This window comes from Rhodococcus sp. EPR-147 (assembly GCF_001647185.1).
Classification (GTDB): Bacteria; Actinomycetota; Actinomycetes; order Mycobacteriales; family Mycobacteriaceae; genus Rhodococcoides.
Window position 1 is genome coordinate 1 of sequence record NZ_LVCU01000546.1, and the last position, 14,527, is coordinate 14,527.

Sequence of the window (14,527 nt, forward strand, 5' to 3'; positions counted from 1 at the left end):
CCTTGTGGTTCTTGTCGACGGCGATGATGTCCGCATGCCGGGTGACCGACCAGAACGGCCCGAACGGGCTGTTCGGCTGGAAGTGCACCGGCGCTTCGTTGCGGACGCGCTCGAAGTACGACTTCCAGAGGCCTTGGCGGTACAGGAACGGGTTGCTCAGGTCGATGTCGGCGAGATCGACCTCGTCGACCGGCGGAATCGGTGTCTCGGTGAACATGACCTGGCCGTCGGTGCGGGTCACGATCCGACGCGTCTTGTCGTAGAGGTGCGCGCCGCGGATCTGCAGTTCCATCGGGATGACGGATCTCGCGGTGGCCGCGACGGTGTCGGCGATACTCATGGCTCTCTCCTCCGGTCCGCAGGTCAGATCTGGAATTCGGGCACGCGGACCGTCAAGCCGTCCCAGGATTCGCGCGCGGCCATCTGGCACGACAGCCGAGATGTCGGTTCACGCTCGGGGTTCATGGCGAGCATGTCCTCCTCGACCTCGTCGTTGGTGCCGACGACGTCGCTCCATGCGTCGTCGACGACGACGTGACAGGTTCCGCAGGCTGCCTCGCCGCCGCAGTCCCCGTCGATACCCGGGATGGCGTTGTCGACGGCAATTTGCATCAGGGATGTGCCCTCGGTCAGCGGTGCCTCGTGCTTCTCGCCGTCGTGCGTGACAAAGGTGACGTTGGCCATGGTGTTCTCCTCGCTGAGTAACTGTGTTCCAAGTCTCACTGCGATGGGCTTTCCGAACCAGGCTCGAAAGCGTCGATTTGTTGTTAATTTGGCTCACGTGAGATCAACGGAGTCCGGAGTGCCGCCGCTTGCCTTCGCGCAGCTGCTCGGTAGCGGCGCGCTGGGCGAGCGGGCCGAGGCGGCGTTCCGACGCATCCTGGTGCGTGACGGCGTCAGCATGACGGAGCTGGTCACCCGCGACGGACAGGTGCCGCTGCGGTGGTTTCGGGAGGTGTACCCGGACCTCGACCGTCAACAGGGGTTCCGGCTCGGCGCGACGTTCGCGCAATACGTGCAGCCCACGTCGTTCGGCCCTCTCAGTCTTCCGCTGATCAGTGCCGGATCGGTGGCAGAGATGGTCGAGTTGCTGGAGTTCCTCCCGCTGGTCTCGACGGCTCTCGCCGTGCACATCCTCCATACCGATCGAGGGTTGACCATCGGACTTGCCGGGCGCACGGGGGACGACGGGCTCGACAGCATTGCTGTCGCGTACGGCGGTTCGTGCCTTCTTCGTCTGATCGATATGCTCGCAGGCTTCGCGGACGCGGTCGAACTTCACCTCGATATCCCGGCCCCGGAGCGCGATACGCTCGACGACGACGAGATCCGGCGCATCGTGTTCGATGCGCCGTCACCGTTCGTCTTCGTGCCGGCGGCCATCCTCGACGAGGCATGCCGGTTCTCCGATTCGTTGTCGTATCAACTGGGGATCGCGGAACTGCAGAAGGCCGTCGACGGCCGTCGTACGAAGTCGTACACGGACACCGTGCGCGCGCTGTTCGACACCGACCGCGAGTGCACCAACAGTGCGCACTGTGCCCGGAGAATGGCCGTCTCCACCAGCACCCTCAAACGAAAACTCGGCAACGAGGGAGCCACGTTCCGTGCGCTACGTCAGGCGTTCCTTCAGGAGCGCGCGACCGTGCGTCTGCTCGACGGTTCGGTGACGGTAGGGGAGATCGCCGCCGAACTCGGCTACAGCGACGTCGCCAGCTTCTCGCATGCGTTCACGCGATGGACCGGACGCTCACCGAGGGAGTTTCGATCTCGCACCGCAGCACCGAGGTAGTGCGTTCACGGTCGACGATCGTTCAATTCGTGCGCACGACCAGCGCGAAGGGTCCGATGTCGGTGACGGTGAAGCGAGGATCCTCGAACAGTGACTGCGGGAAGGTGACGGTGTAGCGGCGCACGTTCGGGTCGTTCGGGTAGACGTCCTCGGCCAGGCGCAGGGTGTAGCCGTCGGCACCGCGGCGGAACAGGAACGCATCCGGCGCGCGCCACTGGCTGGTGTCGAGCGCGTCGACCAGCTGATCGGGCGTCTCGAGCTCGGTCCACTGCTCGATGGCGTCGGCTCGCTGATCGAACTGCGCCAGTGGGTTGGCGTAGTGCGAGGTCAGTCCTTGGAAGCCGAAGTACGGGTAGTAGCTGAGGAACGACGTGTCTGCCGTCAGCAGGACGGTTTCGTCGCGCGGACGCTGGGTCTGCTCGGTCAGGGCGGCGTCGACCTCGCGGTAGTACGAGACCGCGCTCGGCGGACGCATGTCGGCGCGGTTGCCGTCACCGTCGGTGTCGGAGTACGCGACGGTGATCTCGGTCTGCAGTACCTGGGGGATGTTCTGCGCGTAGGTCATCGCACCGATAGCTGCTACGACGACAGCGGCGATACGGAACTTCGGTGGCTCGTTGATGGCCTGATAGATCGCGTGGCTGCCCTCGAGGAAGCCGAAAACGCCTGCGCTGCCGAGCAATACGATCAGCACCGCTTCGAGGCGGAACGAGAGCAGGGTGGTGCCCGCGGCCGTGGCGGCCATGGAGAGCAGCGTCCACAGATAGATGGAGACGACGCCGACGCCCAGTGCCTGCGCTCGGCGTGAGGACGAGAACCGCACCGCAACCCACACCGTGCCGATGAGGCACAGCACGCCCATCAGAGAGAACTCGAACATCGGGAAGGGCAGTGTCGCACCGGCTTCGGGCAGATAGTGCAACGCTGTGCCCGACGTGGAGGGTGCACCGCGCAGGAATTCGATCAGGTACGGCAGCCACACGGTCGCGGCGATGACGCCCGATATCGCAGCGATCGCGGCGACCTTGATCGCGATGGGAACCAGTACGTTCCAGGACTTCTTCTCGTGATAGGCGAGGACGGCGGCGAACAGCGCCATCAGTACGACGGTGAACGCCGCCAGGCCGAGATACAGCGTGTAGAACGTCGCGGCCAGACCGAGAAAGAGTCCGGTGCCGACCACCGCTCCCCATCCGCCGGCGCGCCCCCCAGTCGGGATCAATGTCCCTTTCTTGCACTCTGACTGACTGGATGCCACATTCATCCCGGCGGGCCGGTGCAGCGCTCCCCAGGCGAGGACCAGTGCGGGTGCGAAGAGCATCACGATCACGGCGCTGTATGCCTCGGGGGAGGCGTGGGCGACGACGAGTGCGGTGGTGACGGCGCTGACGGCGACGGCCCAATCGGCTCGGATCAGCGCCTTCCACAGCACGAACGACACGACGGCGGTGACGGCGAGCAGCCCGATTGCGTAGGGCTTGAACACTTCCCAGCCGTCCATGCCCAGCAGGTTGCCGACGCGTCCGCCGAGCCAGAACCAGCCGGCCGGATAGAAGGGCGGAATGTCTGCGTACGTCATGTCGCGCAACGACGCCGAATCCGTCAGTCGCGTCAGGTATTCGGTACGGAACTCCTGGTCGACGGAGATGCCGAACAGGTAGAGCTTGGTTGCAGCCAGCGGCATCCCGAGGGTGACGGTGACGAATCCGCTCAGCCCGATCCACGCCGCGAGCCGAGCGATCCACGGCCACTTGTGAATCCGGTACAGGTAGATCGATGCGGCGAACAGTGCTGCAGCGGTCACCTGCCCCAGCGTCGTGATGGCGCGGGTGACATTGGACGAGTTGAACGCCGGCCACTGAACCAGTGAGAAGGCGTACAACCCGACCGTCGCCACGACCACTGCGACGAGCACACCGAGAGCGATTTCCCCGACGGCAGAGGCGGTTCTGCGAGCCGGTGCAACCCCGATTGTCATCGAGATCAGATGGGCAGCTTGCGGAAGATCGGCCGCGGCACGTGCCGCAGCACCATCATCACCAGACGCCAGGGCGCGGGAGTCCAGATCAAGGGGGTGCCCTTGCGTGACGCGTTCACCGCGAGCTTCGCGATGACCTCCTTGTCGACGGTCATCGGTGCTTCCTTGACGTGCGCGCTGAACTTGGTGCGCACCATGCCCGGGCGAACGACGGTGACCCGAGGTCCGAACTCGCGCAACGCTTCTCCGAGTCCGAGGTAGAACCCGTCGAGTCCGGCCTTGGTGGAGCCGTAGACGAAGTTGGAACGACGAACCCGCTCGCCTGCCACCGAGGACATGACGATTATGCGGCCGTAGGCCTGCGCCTTCATCTTCTCGCCCAGCAGCACGCCGACCGAGACGGAGGCGGTGTAGTTGATGTTCGCGGCGAGGACGGCCTTGCGCTGGTCCTGCCAGAGCTGTTCGGCATCGAAGTCGACGGCGAAGGCGACGATGGCGACGTCGACGTCACCCTTGGCCCATGCCGCGTCGATCACCTTGGGATGCGAGGCGGTGTCGAGTGCATCGAAGTCGATGATGTCGACGGACTTCGCGCCCTTGGCGTTCAGTTGGGCAACCGCGCTCTCACGAAGCGGGTCGTTCGGCAGCGCAGCGAGGATGACACGTGCCGGAGACTTCGACAGGTACTCCTCGGTGATCGCGACACCGATCTCGCTGGTGCCGCCCAGAACGAGAATCGTCTGGGGGTTGCCTACGGCGTCTATCGTCACAGCAGTTCCAGCCTTCTAGCCATATCGGAGGCGAAAACGCCTGTGGGGTCAACGGATCGGCGGACCTTGATCCACTCGTCGATCCGCGGGTACATCGAGTGGAAGGTCTCGGCGTCGGTGCGCGAATCCTTCGCGGTGTACAGACGACCGCCGAATTCGAGCACCCGCTTGTCGAGCTCGCGGACGAACTCGTTCAAGCCCGGCTTGATCGGGAAGTCGACGCAGATGTTCCACCCTGGAATCGGAAAGCTCAGTGGCGCTTTGTTTCCGGGCCCGAACAGCTTGAAGACGTTGAGGAACGAGTAGTGCCCGGACTTCTGGATGTCGACGATGATCTTCTTGAACTCGTCGACCGCCTCCGGCGGAACCACGAACTGGTACTGGAGAAAGCCCTTGGAGCCGTAGGCACGGTTCCACTCACCGAACATGTCCAGTGGGTGATAGAACGCCGTCAGGGACTGGACCTTGTTCCGGTAGTTGCCGGCCTTGCGGTACCAGACCTCGCCGACGGCGGAGAACGTGTACTTGTTGGCCAGGCCGTTGGGGAAGACGTCCGGGAACGTCACCAACGGCTTGGCGTTGAACCGCAGCGGGTCCTTCTGGAGTTTGGCCGGCAACTGGTCCAACGTCGCGAGCGATCCGCGGGAGAGGGCCGCGCGGCCGAGCTTGGGCGGCGGGGCGACCGCGTCGAACCAGGCACTCGAGTAGTCGTAGTTGTTCTCGCTGCCGTCGCTGTGCAGGGCGATGGTCTCGTCGAGGGTGGTGGTGACGTCGCCGTCGGCGATGAAGTAAGCCGTCTCCGTCGGCGTCATCTCGATCGTCGCGCGCAGGATGATGCCGGTCAGGCCGTTGCCGCCGACCGTCGCCCAGAAGAGCTTGGCGTTCTTGCCCGACGGCGTCAAGTGGCGGACCTGACCGTCCGCGGTCAGCAGTTCCATCGAGCGGACGTGGTTGCCGAAGCTACCCGCGCTGTGATGGTTCTTGCCGTGAATGTCGGTGCCGATGGCCCCGCCGATCGTGACCTGGCGGGTACCCGGCAGCACCGGTACCCAGAGGCCGAACGGCAGCGCGGCACGCATCAGCTGGTCGAGGTTGACGCCACCGTCGACGTCGACGATCCGCGTCGACGCGTCGATGCTGTGGATGCCGTTCAAGGCATTCATGTCGATGACCAGGCCGCCGGAGTTCTGCGCGTTGTCACCGTAGGAGCGGCCGAGGCCGCGGGCGATGACGCCGCGTCGGAGGTGGGCCGGCTTGGAGTCGTTCTGCTCGGCGACCTGCTTGACCGCGTTCGCGATGAGCTCGGGGTCGGAGGTCGAGAGCACCTCTCCGGTGGAGGGAGCGGTGCGGCCCCAACCGGTGAGTGTGCGGGTCTGCGTGGGTAGCGGCGCAGTGTTCCCGGCCTGTGGTTCCAGGGGGAAGAGTGCGTCGTCGGCTGTCGTGGACATCGCTCAAGAGGGTACCCGCACCGCAGCAGCGGCTAGTGTCAGTCCTCGTGTCCACCCCCGACCGCTCCGCAGAAGAAGGCTCGACGGGCGACGACTGGTCGCCCGAGAACGACGAGTTGCAGCATCACGTCCCGCTACCCGTCGAGTTGCCGCTGACCGAGAACATCGCCGACGCGGCCCTCGATCTCAAGACGCAGGTGGTGCGTTTCTTGGCGACCGGTGTGCTGTCGGCCATCGTCGACCAGGGCGTCAACCTGATCCTGCACTTCGTGTTCGGCGTCGGTGTGACCCTCGCCAAGGCCATCGGCTTCGTACTCGGAACGACGACGGCCTACCTGATCAATCGTCGATGGACGTTCAACGCGGCCCCGTCACGGGCCCGGTTCTTCGCCGTCGTCGCGCTGTACGGAGTCACCTTCGCCGTCCAGGTGGGCATCTACACCTGGCTCTACCAGGCTCTTCCCGACGGCTTCTGGTACGCCAACGTGGCCTTCGTCATCGCGCAGGGCACGGCGACGGTCATCAACTTCCTCGTCCAGCGATTCGTGATCTTCAAAATCCGCTGAGTCGCGGGGTTCGGCCCCAAGAGTTCGCCAGCGCGGGTTTGCCCCGTGAGGTGCGCAAACGCGGGTTTGCCCCCCGGGGGTTCGCCAGCGCGGGGTCGCCCCGTGAGGTGCGCAAACGCGCGCGCACTTGCCAAATGCGCGCATTTTCGTCAGCGGTCGGGTGCGATTCTGCGCGCGTCTGACGAATGCGAGCGCGTTTGCCCAGATCTGGCGTCGTCGCCTCGTCCCGCCGCTCAGGAGAAGTTCGGCAGGTCTCTGCGTTCGAGGGCTTCGGCGAGGGTGGGTGCGGCTTTGACTTTGCCGCGGGTTCGCAAACGCGCGCGCACTTGCCAAACGCGCGCATTCTCGTCAACGGTCAGGGGCGATTCTGCGCGCGTCTGGCGAATGCGAGCGCGTTTGCCCGGATCTGGTGGCGTCGCCGCCGCTCACGAGAAGTTCGGCAGGTCTCCGTTTTCGAGGGCTTGGGCGAGGGTGGGGGCGGCCTTGTCCTTGTCGGAGAGTTCGTAGGTCAGGGGTGTGCCGTCGCGGGCGGTGGTGGGCCAGTCGATGCCCAGGGCGGGGTCGAGTGGGTTGATGTCGCGGTCCAAGGCCGGGGTGTATTCGAGGGAGCACAGGTACATGACTGTCGAGTTGTCTTCCAGGGACAAGATGGCGTGGCCGAGTCCTTCGGAGAGGAACACTGCTTTGCGGTCGATGTCGTCGATCAGCACCGAGTCCCACTGCCCGAACGTCGGTGATCCGACGCGCAGGTCGACGATGACATCGAGGAACGCTCCGCGGGCGCAGGTGACGTATTTCGCCTGCCCGGGTGGGTTGGTGGTGAAGTGGATCCCGCGTAGGACCCCGGCGGCGGAGACCGAGCAGTTCGCCTGCAGCAGCTCCAACGACCGCCCGGTGATGGCCTCGAACGCCGATGCTTTGAACCACTCGAAGAACACTCCGCGGACGTCGCCGAACTGGCGGGGGGTGTACTCGTAGGCACCGGCGATGCTCAGTTCACGAAAGGTCATCGGTTCCCTCGGTCGATCAATTCCAGCAGGTAGCGGCCGTACCCGGACTTGACGAGCGTCTCGGCGCGCACGCGCAGTTCGTCGTCGGTGATGAATCCTCGTCGCCAGGCCACTTCTTCGGGTGATCCGATCTTGAGGCCCTGGCGTTGTTCGATGGTGCGCACGTAGTTGGAGGCGTCGAGCAGGGAGTCGAAGGTGCCGGTGTCGAGCCAGGCAGTCCCGCGAGGCAGGACTTCGACGTGGAGGCGGCCGGCCTCCAAGTAGTGGCGGTTGACGTCGGTGATCTCGTATTCCCCACGGGCGGACGGGGTGAGGTCGCGGGCGATGGCGATGACGTCGTTGTCGTAGAAGTACAGGCCGGGGACGGCGTAGTTCGATTTCGGGGCGGCGGGTTTTTCTTCCAACGAGATGGCTTTGCGGTCGGCGTCGAATTCGATGACGCCGTAGGCGGTGGGGTCGGAGACCTCGTAGGCGAACACGGCTCCGCCGTCGATGTGATCGAACCGCGACAGTTGGGTGCCCAGGCCGGGGCCGTAGAAGATGTTGTCGCCCAACACCAATGCCGCGGAGTCGGTGCCGATGTGCTCGGCACCCAGGACGAAGGCTTGGGCGAGACCGTTCGGCTCGTGTTGGACCTTGTAGGTCAGTGAGATGCCGAACTGGGAGCCGTCACCGAGCAGGCGCGTGAACTGGTCGGCGTCCTGGGGTGTGGTGATGATGAGGATCTCGCGGATCCCGGCCAGGATCAGTGTCGAGAGCGGGTAGTAGATCATCGGTTTGTCGTAGACCGGGACCAGCTGCTTGCTGACACCCATCGTGATCGGATGAAGACGCGAGCCCGTGCCGCCCGCCAGAATGATTCCCCGCATGACCGCGAAGTCTTCCAGACCCTCGGATCACCCGCTCGCTTGTGCCTGCCCCGTTTCTGCTGCGTGAGCTCCGAGGTGCACCTACGCTCGCCGCATACCCAGCCTTCCGAGAGAACCGAGGACAAGCCACGTGACGACAACGCACCAGATCTCCACCGGTATCGATCAGGTCACCGCTCTGCTCTCCACAGTGACCGAAGCCGAACGCGCATCGGCCACGCCCTGCACCGAGTGGACCGTCGCCGAGCTGACGGACCACCTGGTGAACACCGCGGCCAACTTGGTGACCATGGCTCGGGGCGGCGAGATCGATTGGTCGGCGTCGCCAGAACCGTCGTCGGATCCGATTCCGCTGTGGAAGGAGAGGACTCGCGAACTGCTGGCCGAGATCGATGCAGGTTCACCATTGCCGCTCGGCATGGTGGCTGCGGAACTCTCGGTGCACGCGTGGGATCTCGCGACCGCACTCGGGCGCGGCACGGACGATCTCGACCAGACGGTGGCGGAGGAGGGGATGGTGTTCATGTCGGCCAACATGACCGACGAACGGCGAGGCGGTGCTTTCGATCCTGAGCAGCCGGCACCCGACGGCGCAAACGCGTACGAGCGGTTGGCGGCCTTCGCCGGACGCACTGTCCGAGGGTCCTGACAGTTCCAGCGGCCGATCACTCCCACGGGATTCGGTACGGCGAAGTTCCGGTCTCGGCGATCGGAGTCGGCCATTCGGCCGGCCACAGGATCTGCGGATCGGCCTTGAGCCTTTCGACTTCCGGTGGCACCGGAGTTGCGTCCACCTCGACACGTTCCCAACTGCATTCACCCGACGCGACGCGGGTCGCGTAGTGGATCAGGTCGGCCGATGCCCGGCGTGAGGACGCCAGGCGGGCCAGCAGTTCCGCTGTGACGTATCGGGTTCCCGCCGGAGCTTTCAGATCGGTGTTCAGGGCCCGCTTGCGCGCGGCCTCGAGCTCACCGCAGGACGTCATCAGACGGTCGTACGCGGCTCGGACGTGTGGAGTCAGTGACTCGATCATGCGTCCCGCCAGGGTTCGTCGCCGGTGCCAACGGAGAAGTCCTCGTCCGGTGTGTCGAGGACCGGTCGGATATTCGCGGTCTTGCCCGCTTCCACGGCTTGCTTGCCGTAGTCGAGGAAGTCGTTCAGCGGCCGCAGTGTGTCGTCGATCTTCTGGCCCACCTGGCCTTCGGGGTCGCCGAGCGCGTCGAGGAATGCGCCGAAGTCATCGACCACCTGCTCGATCTTCACAGTGAGATCTTTGGTCAGATCCATTGCTGTCCAACATAATTCGACGATGCTCTCCACCTGCCATGCAGTGCCGACCAGCGGCACCTTCTTGATCATGACCTTCAACGCACCGCGGGCGTTGTCGACGGCGACTTCGGACTCGAGCAACTCGACGACTTTCCGAACCACTGCCAGTGCAGCGTCACGGAGTCGTTCGGATATCACCGCACAGACCGCGGAGATCGTGCGGCCTGCGGGCCCCTCCCATCGCATTGCGGCCAGTTGTCGGTCGGCATAATCGGTAAATGCCTGTGCAGCAGAGCCGTTCCAGGAAGGATCGACGCGCCGCACACCTGCCGCGAACGACTCCGACGCGGCTTCCATAGCGTCGCCTGCGATTTGATATGCGTGGCCGATTCTTCTGATTTCGTTCCAGTTGCCAGTGATCGGAATGGTCGCCTCGTTCAGTGGGCTCCACCCGGAGAGCTCGAAAATCGTTGTGTCGATCTCTCCGAGCCAGCCCGCGGCATCGTCGAGTAACTCTCGGATGTCGTCGACGACGGGATTCGGCGCGGGATAGTCGATCCCGTGGGGCCGTCCGTAATCGGCTGCCGCGTCGAATTCGTCCACGTGGCCGACGGCGGCACGATCCGAGCTGCCACGATCGATGCCCGGTAGTGGCGGCGCGCTTGTGTGAGCGTTCAGCAGGTCATAGTTTCGCTGATCCTGATCGGCATACAGCCATGCCGCTCTGTTGAGTTCTGCACCCATTTCCCCGCAGTTGGCGGACAGGTGAACCTGCCGAGTGCGTGTCATCTCCTGAAACCGTGCGAGGTACGGCTGAAGTCGTTTCAGAATCTGCCCAACCACCTTCTCGCTCAGGCCCGCATGATCGAGCAGATAACGATGACTGGCCAGAGTGTCGCCGCTGATGCGATCGAGAAGATGTCCGAGGCCGGCGATTTCCGAGGGATCGCCCTCGAAGGTCTCCTCGGTCATCGTTGCTGCCCCGTCTGCGAATCAGGCTTGCGCAGCGTCGAGATCAGGCTGTCCACAGTCGAGTAGTCGAGCGAACCCTCGTTACTCTGGTCGAGCTGAACCATGAATACGGCGAAGGTTGCCGTTGCGAATCCCGGTATCGCCACGACGTCGAACGTTGCCTCGGTTGGGCTGCATTCCGCGCTGGCGTGAATGCCCGAGCCATGAACGGTGTATCGCACGGCAGGCTCTCCATCGACCTCGATGTCCTGAGGCTCCGAGTACTCGATGCGTGGTGGGGCAGCGGAGTCGTCGCCGAAGACGACTTCCGCACCGCGGGCAGCGTCCAGTGCTGCGGCGTGCAAGTCCATCCCGTTTCGGCCGGTCATACCGGACTCGGCGAGCGACGCCCCGTCCACTTCCGGGCAGTAGCCGTAGCCGTAATCGGCGCTGGCACCGTAGACGACCGATTTACCACCGTTCGACCACCCAGCGATCCCGGTCGAAAAGTTTCGCCAGTCTGCCGGTATTTCGTAGGTCCAGCCGAATTTGGTGGCGATGGGCTGCGGCTGGCCGTCGGGCACCTCGATTTTCGGTGGCGGCCGGTTCATGGACGGAAACCCCGGCGGCAGTGGTGGCGGGGCTGTCGTCGAGCCCGTGGGTTCCGGCGACACCGGCGGCAGAGTCTGTACCCCCTCGTACGGCTCGGGCACCTGCGGTGCCAGCTGCGGGATTGCCCACATGATTCCGAACAGCAGTGCCACCGATGCCGCGAGACGCAGCAGTATGTATCGAAGACGCATCGTCACTCCCCCCGAAGTCGAAGAGAAGCTAGCACGCGCACCCGACAAGAACGGACATCCCCGACAGCGGTTGAGCTGTTACTGAGTCGTCGAATGGGGGATACAAGCCTCATCGGTTCAGCGCGGCCGGTTCGTGAACGGAAAGGTCAGCTGACGGATGGTATCCGGAAGCGCAGGTCTCCTTCTCCGAAAAGCATGCGGACGGAAATGCCGATGAGTGAAACGGTAACTAGACCGTTGACCGCAAGGCATGCAGCAATAGACCAGCCATCGGAGGTCCCGGCTACTGTGTTCGATATACCGATTGCAACATTGGAGAACGGCACCATCTCCAGAACTCGAGTTATGCGGTCGCTGGAGGAAAGAACGGAAGCGCCGCCCAGCGAGATTGGAATCAGGGAGACAATAGACACCCAGTACTGGGCCTCTTTCACTGTCTGGGCGATGCCGCTCACGAACAATAATACCGCGCTGCATAAAATCAGGGCAGACAAGGTCAGAGCGGAGATTGTCAAGATGGACCTACCGCTGATACCGGACTCGACGACGTAGTCCATTCCTAAGTTCCAGGTACCTCGAGGTCTGATGTTTCCAACAGCTATCAAGAGAATTGACGCAAATGAACCGACAACACCCGTGGCGAGTGCGACCGAAAGAAGCTTGCCCGTCATGACGCTGAGTCCGGGTGCGCCCAATACGCGGAAGCTGTCGAAAGTTCCATGCTCCTTCTCGGCCGCGATGCATTCGATGGCAATAGGGCTACCAGCCATGGTGAAAAGGGATATCAAAAGTATCGGCAGAAGATAGCTTGCGATTGCCGAGTTGGCGGCCGTCGCAGCGAAGAAATCTATTACGAGAAAGTTTTGGCTTGTCGGAGTCGGTGATGACAATAGATCCATGTCACGAAGCGCTCCTCCTGTTAGGTCCGGTGTATTGAGACGGGCAATCGATTCTGCGGTCAGCAGAGCCGAGTCCAGCGAGATTGGGCTGGGAACGACTTGCCAGGATTCGTCAGCTCCTTGAACGAGAGCCAGGTCGGATTCGCCGCGCACGAGATCATCCCAGGGGGATTCCGACCACTTGACGTTCCACGCTCGCTGATCCGAGTTCGTGAAATTCTGTCCGTCGAACTTGCCGGAGATGTCCTTCAGTAATTCGGAACGGTCGATTCCAGCCTTGCTCGAGGAGACCGTCAGTTCCTTTCGATCCAGTTCCGAGTTGGAACCGTACGCCAACAGGAGAACGAGGCAGATGAGTGGCCCGACGAGCGCAGGAACGAGCATCATCGTCAAGGTGCGGCGATCCTGAAGTTGTTGCCTTAACTCTTTTTTCAGAACGACCAACAGCCTAGCCATGTCTGGCTCCGGTCAACGCCCAGCGCAAACCCTCTGCCGCTGGGACGGCGGGTAGCCGGTCGAGGGTGTGCCGGTCGGAAACGCTGATTTTACGGTCCCATACTACCCAGTAGTCGTCGCAGATCGATACGAGCTCGTGAGGGTTGTGCCCGGAGATGAGTATTGACGTGTCGTCGAATGCTTTGCCCGAAATAAGTTCGGCGAACAGATGTATTCCGTCTATGTCCATTCCCGTTGTGGGTTCGTCCAGTAGGAGCAAATGGGGCGTGTGGACCATAGAACGGGCCAGCGCCACCCTTTGTCTCATTCCTCTCGACATATCGCGAACTTTTTTCGCTGCAAACCAATCTACGTCTAGGCTCTTCATGATCTCTTTTGTTGCGACTGTTGATTCTGTTCGTTTCATGCCGAGGAGTTCGGCAAAATACCTGATGTTTTCCTCTGCAGTCAGGCTTCCATATAGCGATGCGTCGCCACCGAGGAAAAGGCTGGTGCGACGCCGATTCTTGTTGCTCATCCGAATGGCGGGTTCTCCGAAGGTCATCACACTGCCGGAAGTCGGGGTGATGAGGCCACTGACGAGCTTCATGATCGTAGTCTTTCCGGACCCATTTGAGCCGACTAGTCCCACCCGCTGACCGAGCTCGATCTGAAAATTAACGTTATCGAGGACGGGCTGCGAATCGCGCACGAAATCGACCGCGATGCCTTTAACAACGACGTCAGCCGACACGGTGAATCCCTTCCAATCGTAGTAGGCGGTGAGCCCGGTGAAAAAGCGTCGCTCTCCACCGGGCGGTTCGCTACCGGCGCTTCCTGTTCAAAGCTGCCAGTCCGCCGACTGCGATTCCGAGGCCGATTACTCCAGCGAGGATCATACGATTGTTCTCCTTTCGATTCATGTACCGATTTTTCTCGGCTCGGTGAATCTAACTACGGAAATCTGGTGTGTCTGTCTGTCAATCGACCTAATCTGGATGCGAGTCGAGAGCCCGGCGGAATTGGAATCTTGTTGGTCGCGGGTCGATTGCGCACCTCGTGCTCGATTTCTGCACAGCTCGAACAGCAGCGCCACCGATGCCGCGAGACGTATCGCAATCTTCCGCAGACCCATCGACGTACTCCGCAAGGTCGAAGAAGCTAGCACGCGCGCCCGACATGCTGGGTCGACCTCCGGACGCGGTGCAACTATCCCTCCACTCGACAGTCCGATCGCCGGGAACCTCCCCACCGAGGCGTCGAGTGGAGCATCCCGTGCAGCGACACCTGGGCTGGAATGGCCTGCGGACCCAGACAAGAACGGCCCGCACGAGCATCCCCCGGTAAAGTGCCGGTACATGAGAATTCTCGTCACGGGTGGGGCCGGGTTCATCGGCGCGAACTTCGTACATCAGACCCTCGCGCAGCGTCCCGACTCCCAGGTCACCGTGCTCGACAAGCTCACCTACGCCGGCAACAAGGCCTCCCTCGACCCGGTGGCCGATCGCATCGAGTTCGTGCACGGCGACATCGCCGACGCCGATCTCGTGGACCGCCTCGTCCGCGAGACCGATCTGGTCGTTCACTTCGCCGCCGAATCCCACAACGACAACTCGTTGACCGATCCGTGGCCGTTCGTACACACCAACGTCATCGGCACCACCACCTTGCTGAACGCGGTACGCGAGCACGACGTCCGCTACCACCACATCTCCACCGACGAGGTCTACGGCGAC

Annotated in this window: 15 protein-coding genes and 1 pseudogene; 4 read left to right on the plus strand and 12 right to left on the minus strand. The window is 63.0% G+C overall.

The window, feature by feature from the left end:
* Positions 1-340, minus strand: a pseudogene (locus tag A2J02_RS24260) (cytochrome P450); the annotation flags it as partial.
* A 23-nt stretch (positions 341-363) separates the two neighbouring features.
* On the minus strand, positions 364-684 hold the full coding sequence (locus A2J02_RS24265; protein ID WP_068054786.1) for a 2Fe-2S iron-sulfur cluster-binding protein: 321 nt from the start codon (positions 682-684) through the stop codon (positions 364-366).
* Positions 685-781: 97 nt separating this feature from the next.
* On the opposite strand from A2J02_RS24265, the gene A2J02_RS24270 reads away from it, so the two are divergent.
* Positions 782-1,792 (plus strand): helix-turn-helix domain-containing protein, encoded by a 1,011-nt coding sequence (locus A2J02_RS24270; RefSeq protein ID WP_068054762.1) that lies wholly within the window; start codon positions 782-784, stop codon positions 1,790-1,792.
* 22 nt (positions 1,793-1,814) lie between these two features.
* On the opposite strand, the gene A2J02_RS24275 is transcribed toward A2J02_RS24270, so the two are convergent.
* The 3 genes from A2J02_RS24275 to A2J02_RS24285 are packed head-to-tail and all read right to left on the minus strand — an operon-like array spanning position 1,815 to position 5,988.
* Positions 1,815-3,770: a galactan 5-O-arabinofuranosyltransferase gene (locus tag A2J02_RS24275; protein WP_197478126.1), complete on the minus strand. Its 1,956-nt coding sequence runs from the start codon at positions 3,768-3,770 to the stop codon at positions 1,815-1,817.
* A gap of 5 nt (positions 3,771-3,775) precedes the next feature.
* Positions 3,776-4,540 carry a decaprenylphospho-beta-D-erythro-pentofuranosid-2-ulose 2-reductase gene (locus A2J02_RS24280; protein ID WP_068054765.1) on the minus strand — a complete coding sequence of 255 codons (765 nt, stop codon included), beginning with the start codon at positions 4,538-4,540 and terminating at the stop codon, positions 3,776-3,778.
* On the minus strand, positions 4,537-5,988 hold the full coding sequence (locus tag A2J02_RS24285) for an FAD-binding oxidoreductase (RefSeq protein ID WP_037187223.1): 1,452 nt from the start codon (positions 5,986-5,988) through the stop codon (positions 4,537-4,539). Before A2J02_RS24285 ends, A2J02_RS24280 begins: the two co-directional genes overlap by 4 nt.
* 47 nt (positions 5,989-6,035) lie before the next feature.
* Between A2J02_RS24285 and A2J02_RS24290 the strand changes: the two genes are divergently transcribed.
* Positions 6,036-6,554, plus strand: a complete 519-nt coding sequence (locus tag A2J02_RS24290) for a GtrA family protein (RefSeq protein WP_082899055.1) — start codon at positions 6,036-6,038, stop codon at positions 6,552-6,554.
* A 425-nt stretch (positions 6,555-6,979) separates the two neighbouring features.
* Here the strand turns inward: A2J02_RS24290 and A2J02_RS24295 are convergent, their stop codons facing one another.
* Both A2J02_RS24295 and rfbA read right to left on the minus strand, forming a co-directional pair.
* Positions 6,980-7,564 carry a dTDP-4-dehydrorhamnose 3,5-epimerase family protein gene (locus A2J02_RS24295; protein WP_068054766.1) on the minus strand — a complete coding sequence of 195 codons (585 nt, stop codon included), beginning with the start codon at positions 7,562-7,564 and terminating at the stop codon, positions 6,980-6,982.
* Complete coding sequence (rfbA, locus tag A2J02_RS24300; protein WP_068054767.1) at positions 7,561-8,433, minus strand: glucose-1-phosphate thymidylyltransferase RfbA; 873 nt, start codon at positions 8,431-8,433, stop codon at positions 7,561-7,563. The genes A2J02_RS24295 and rfbA overlap by 4 nt, the downstream gene beginning before the upstream one ends.
* A gap of 130 nt (positions 8,434-8,563) precedes the next feature.
* Between rfbA and A2J02_RS24305 the strand changes: the two genes are divergently transcribed.
* Complete coding sequence (locus A2J02_RS24305) at positions 8,564-9,082, plus strand: maleylpyruvate isomerase family mycothiol-dependent enzyme (protein ID WP_068054773.1); 519 nt, start codon at positions 8,564-8,566, stop codon at positions 9,080-9,082.
* A 16-nt stretch (positions 9,083-9,098) separates the two neighbouring features.
* Here the strand turns inward: A2J02_RS24305 and A2J02_RS24310 are convergent, their stop codons facing one another.
* The 5 genes from A2J02_RS24310 to A2J02_RS24330 all read right to left on the minus strand — a co-directional run bounded on the left by A2J02_RS24310 (position 9,099) and on the right by A2J02_RS24330 (position 13,545).
* The gene (locus tag A2J02_RS24310) at positions 9,099-9,467 is read right to left on the minus strand and encodes a hypothetical protein (RefSeq protein WP_082899053.1); all 369 of its coding nucleotides are present in this window, start codon (positions 9,465-9,467) and stop codon (positions 9,099-9,101) included.
* Positions 9,464-10,675, minus strand: a complete 1,212-nt coding sequence (locus A2J02_RS24315; protein WP_068054776.1) for a hypothetical protein — start codon at positions 10,673-10,675, stop codon at positions 9,464-9,466. The genes A2J02_RS24310 and A2J02_RS24315 overlap by 4 nt, the downstream gene beginning before the upstream one ends.
* Entirely contained in the window at positions 10,672-11,457 is a 786-nt protein-coding gene (locus A2J02_RS27435; protein ID WP_082899550.1) for a hypothetical protein, read from the minus strand. Before A2J02_RS27435 ends, A2J02_RS24315 begins: the two co-directional genes overlap by 4 nt.
* A gap of 146 nt (positions 11,458-11,603) precedes the next feature.
* Complete coding sequence (locus tag A2J02_RS24325) at positions 11,604-12,812, minus strand: ABC transporter permease (RefSeq protein WP_068054780.1); 1,209 nt, start codon at positions 12,810-12,812, stop codon at positions 11,604-11,606.
* A complete protein-coding gene (locus A2J02_RS24330) occupies positions 12,805-13,545 on the minus strand; it encodes an ABC transporter ATP-binding protein (RefSeq protein WP_068054783.1) in 741 nt (246 codons plus the stop codon). The genes A2J02_RS24325 and A2J02_RS24330 overlap by 8 nt, the downstream gene beginning before the upstream one ends.
* A 604-nt stretch (positions 13,546-14,149) precedes the next feature.
* On the opposite strand from A2J02_RS24330, the gene A2J02_RS24335 reads away from it, so the two are divergent.
* Positions 14,150-14,527, plus strand: a 378-nt coding sequence (locus A2J02_RS24335; RefSeq protein WP_156516366.1) for a GDP-mannose 4,6-dehydratase, incomplete at its 3' end; no start/stop codon positions are given.

Coding starts and splice junctions, on each gene's coding strand:
- A2J02_RS24265 (WP_068054786.1), bottom strand. CDS start 684: ATGGCCAACGTCACCTTTGTCACGCACGACGGCGAGAAGCACGAGGCA.
- A2J02_RS24275 (WP_197478126.1), bottom strand. CDS start 3,770: ATGACAATCGGGGTTGCACCGGCTCGCAGAACCGCCTCTGCCGTCGGG.
- A2J02_RS24285 (WP_037187223.1), bottom strand. CDS start 5,988: ATGTCCACGACAGCCGACGACGCACTCTTCCCCCTGGAACCACAGGCC.
- A2J02_RS24295 (WP_068054766.1), bottom strand. CDS start 7,564: ATGACCTTTCGTGAACTGAGCATCGCCGGTGCCTACGAGTACACCCCC.
- rfbA (WP_068054767.1), bottom strand. CDS start 8,433: ATGCGGGGAATCATTCTGGCGGGCGGCACGGGCTCGCGTCTTCATCCG.
- A2J02_RS24310 (WP_082899053.1), bottom strand. CDS start 9,467: ATGATCGAGTCACTGACTCCACACGTCCGAGCCGCGTACGACCGTCTG.
- A2J02_RS24315 (WP_068054776.1), bottom strand. CDS start 10,675: ATGACCGAGGAGACCTTCGAGGGCGATCCCTCGGAAATCGCCGGCCTC.
- A2J02_RS27435 (WP_082899550.1), bottom strand. CDS start 11,457: ATGCGTCTTCGATACATACTGCTGCGTCTCGCGGCATCGGTGGCACTG.
- A2J02_RS24325 (WP_068054780.1), bottom strand. CDS start 12,812: ATGGCTAGGCTGTTGGTCGTTCTGAAAAAAGAGTTAAGGCAACAACTT.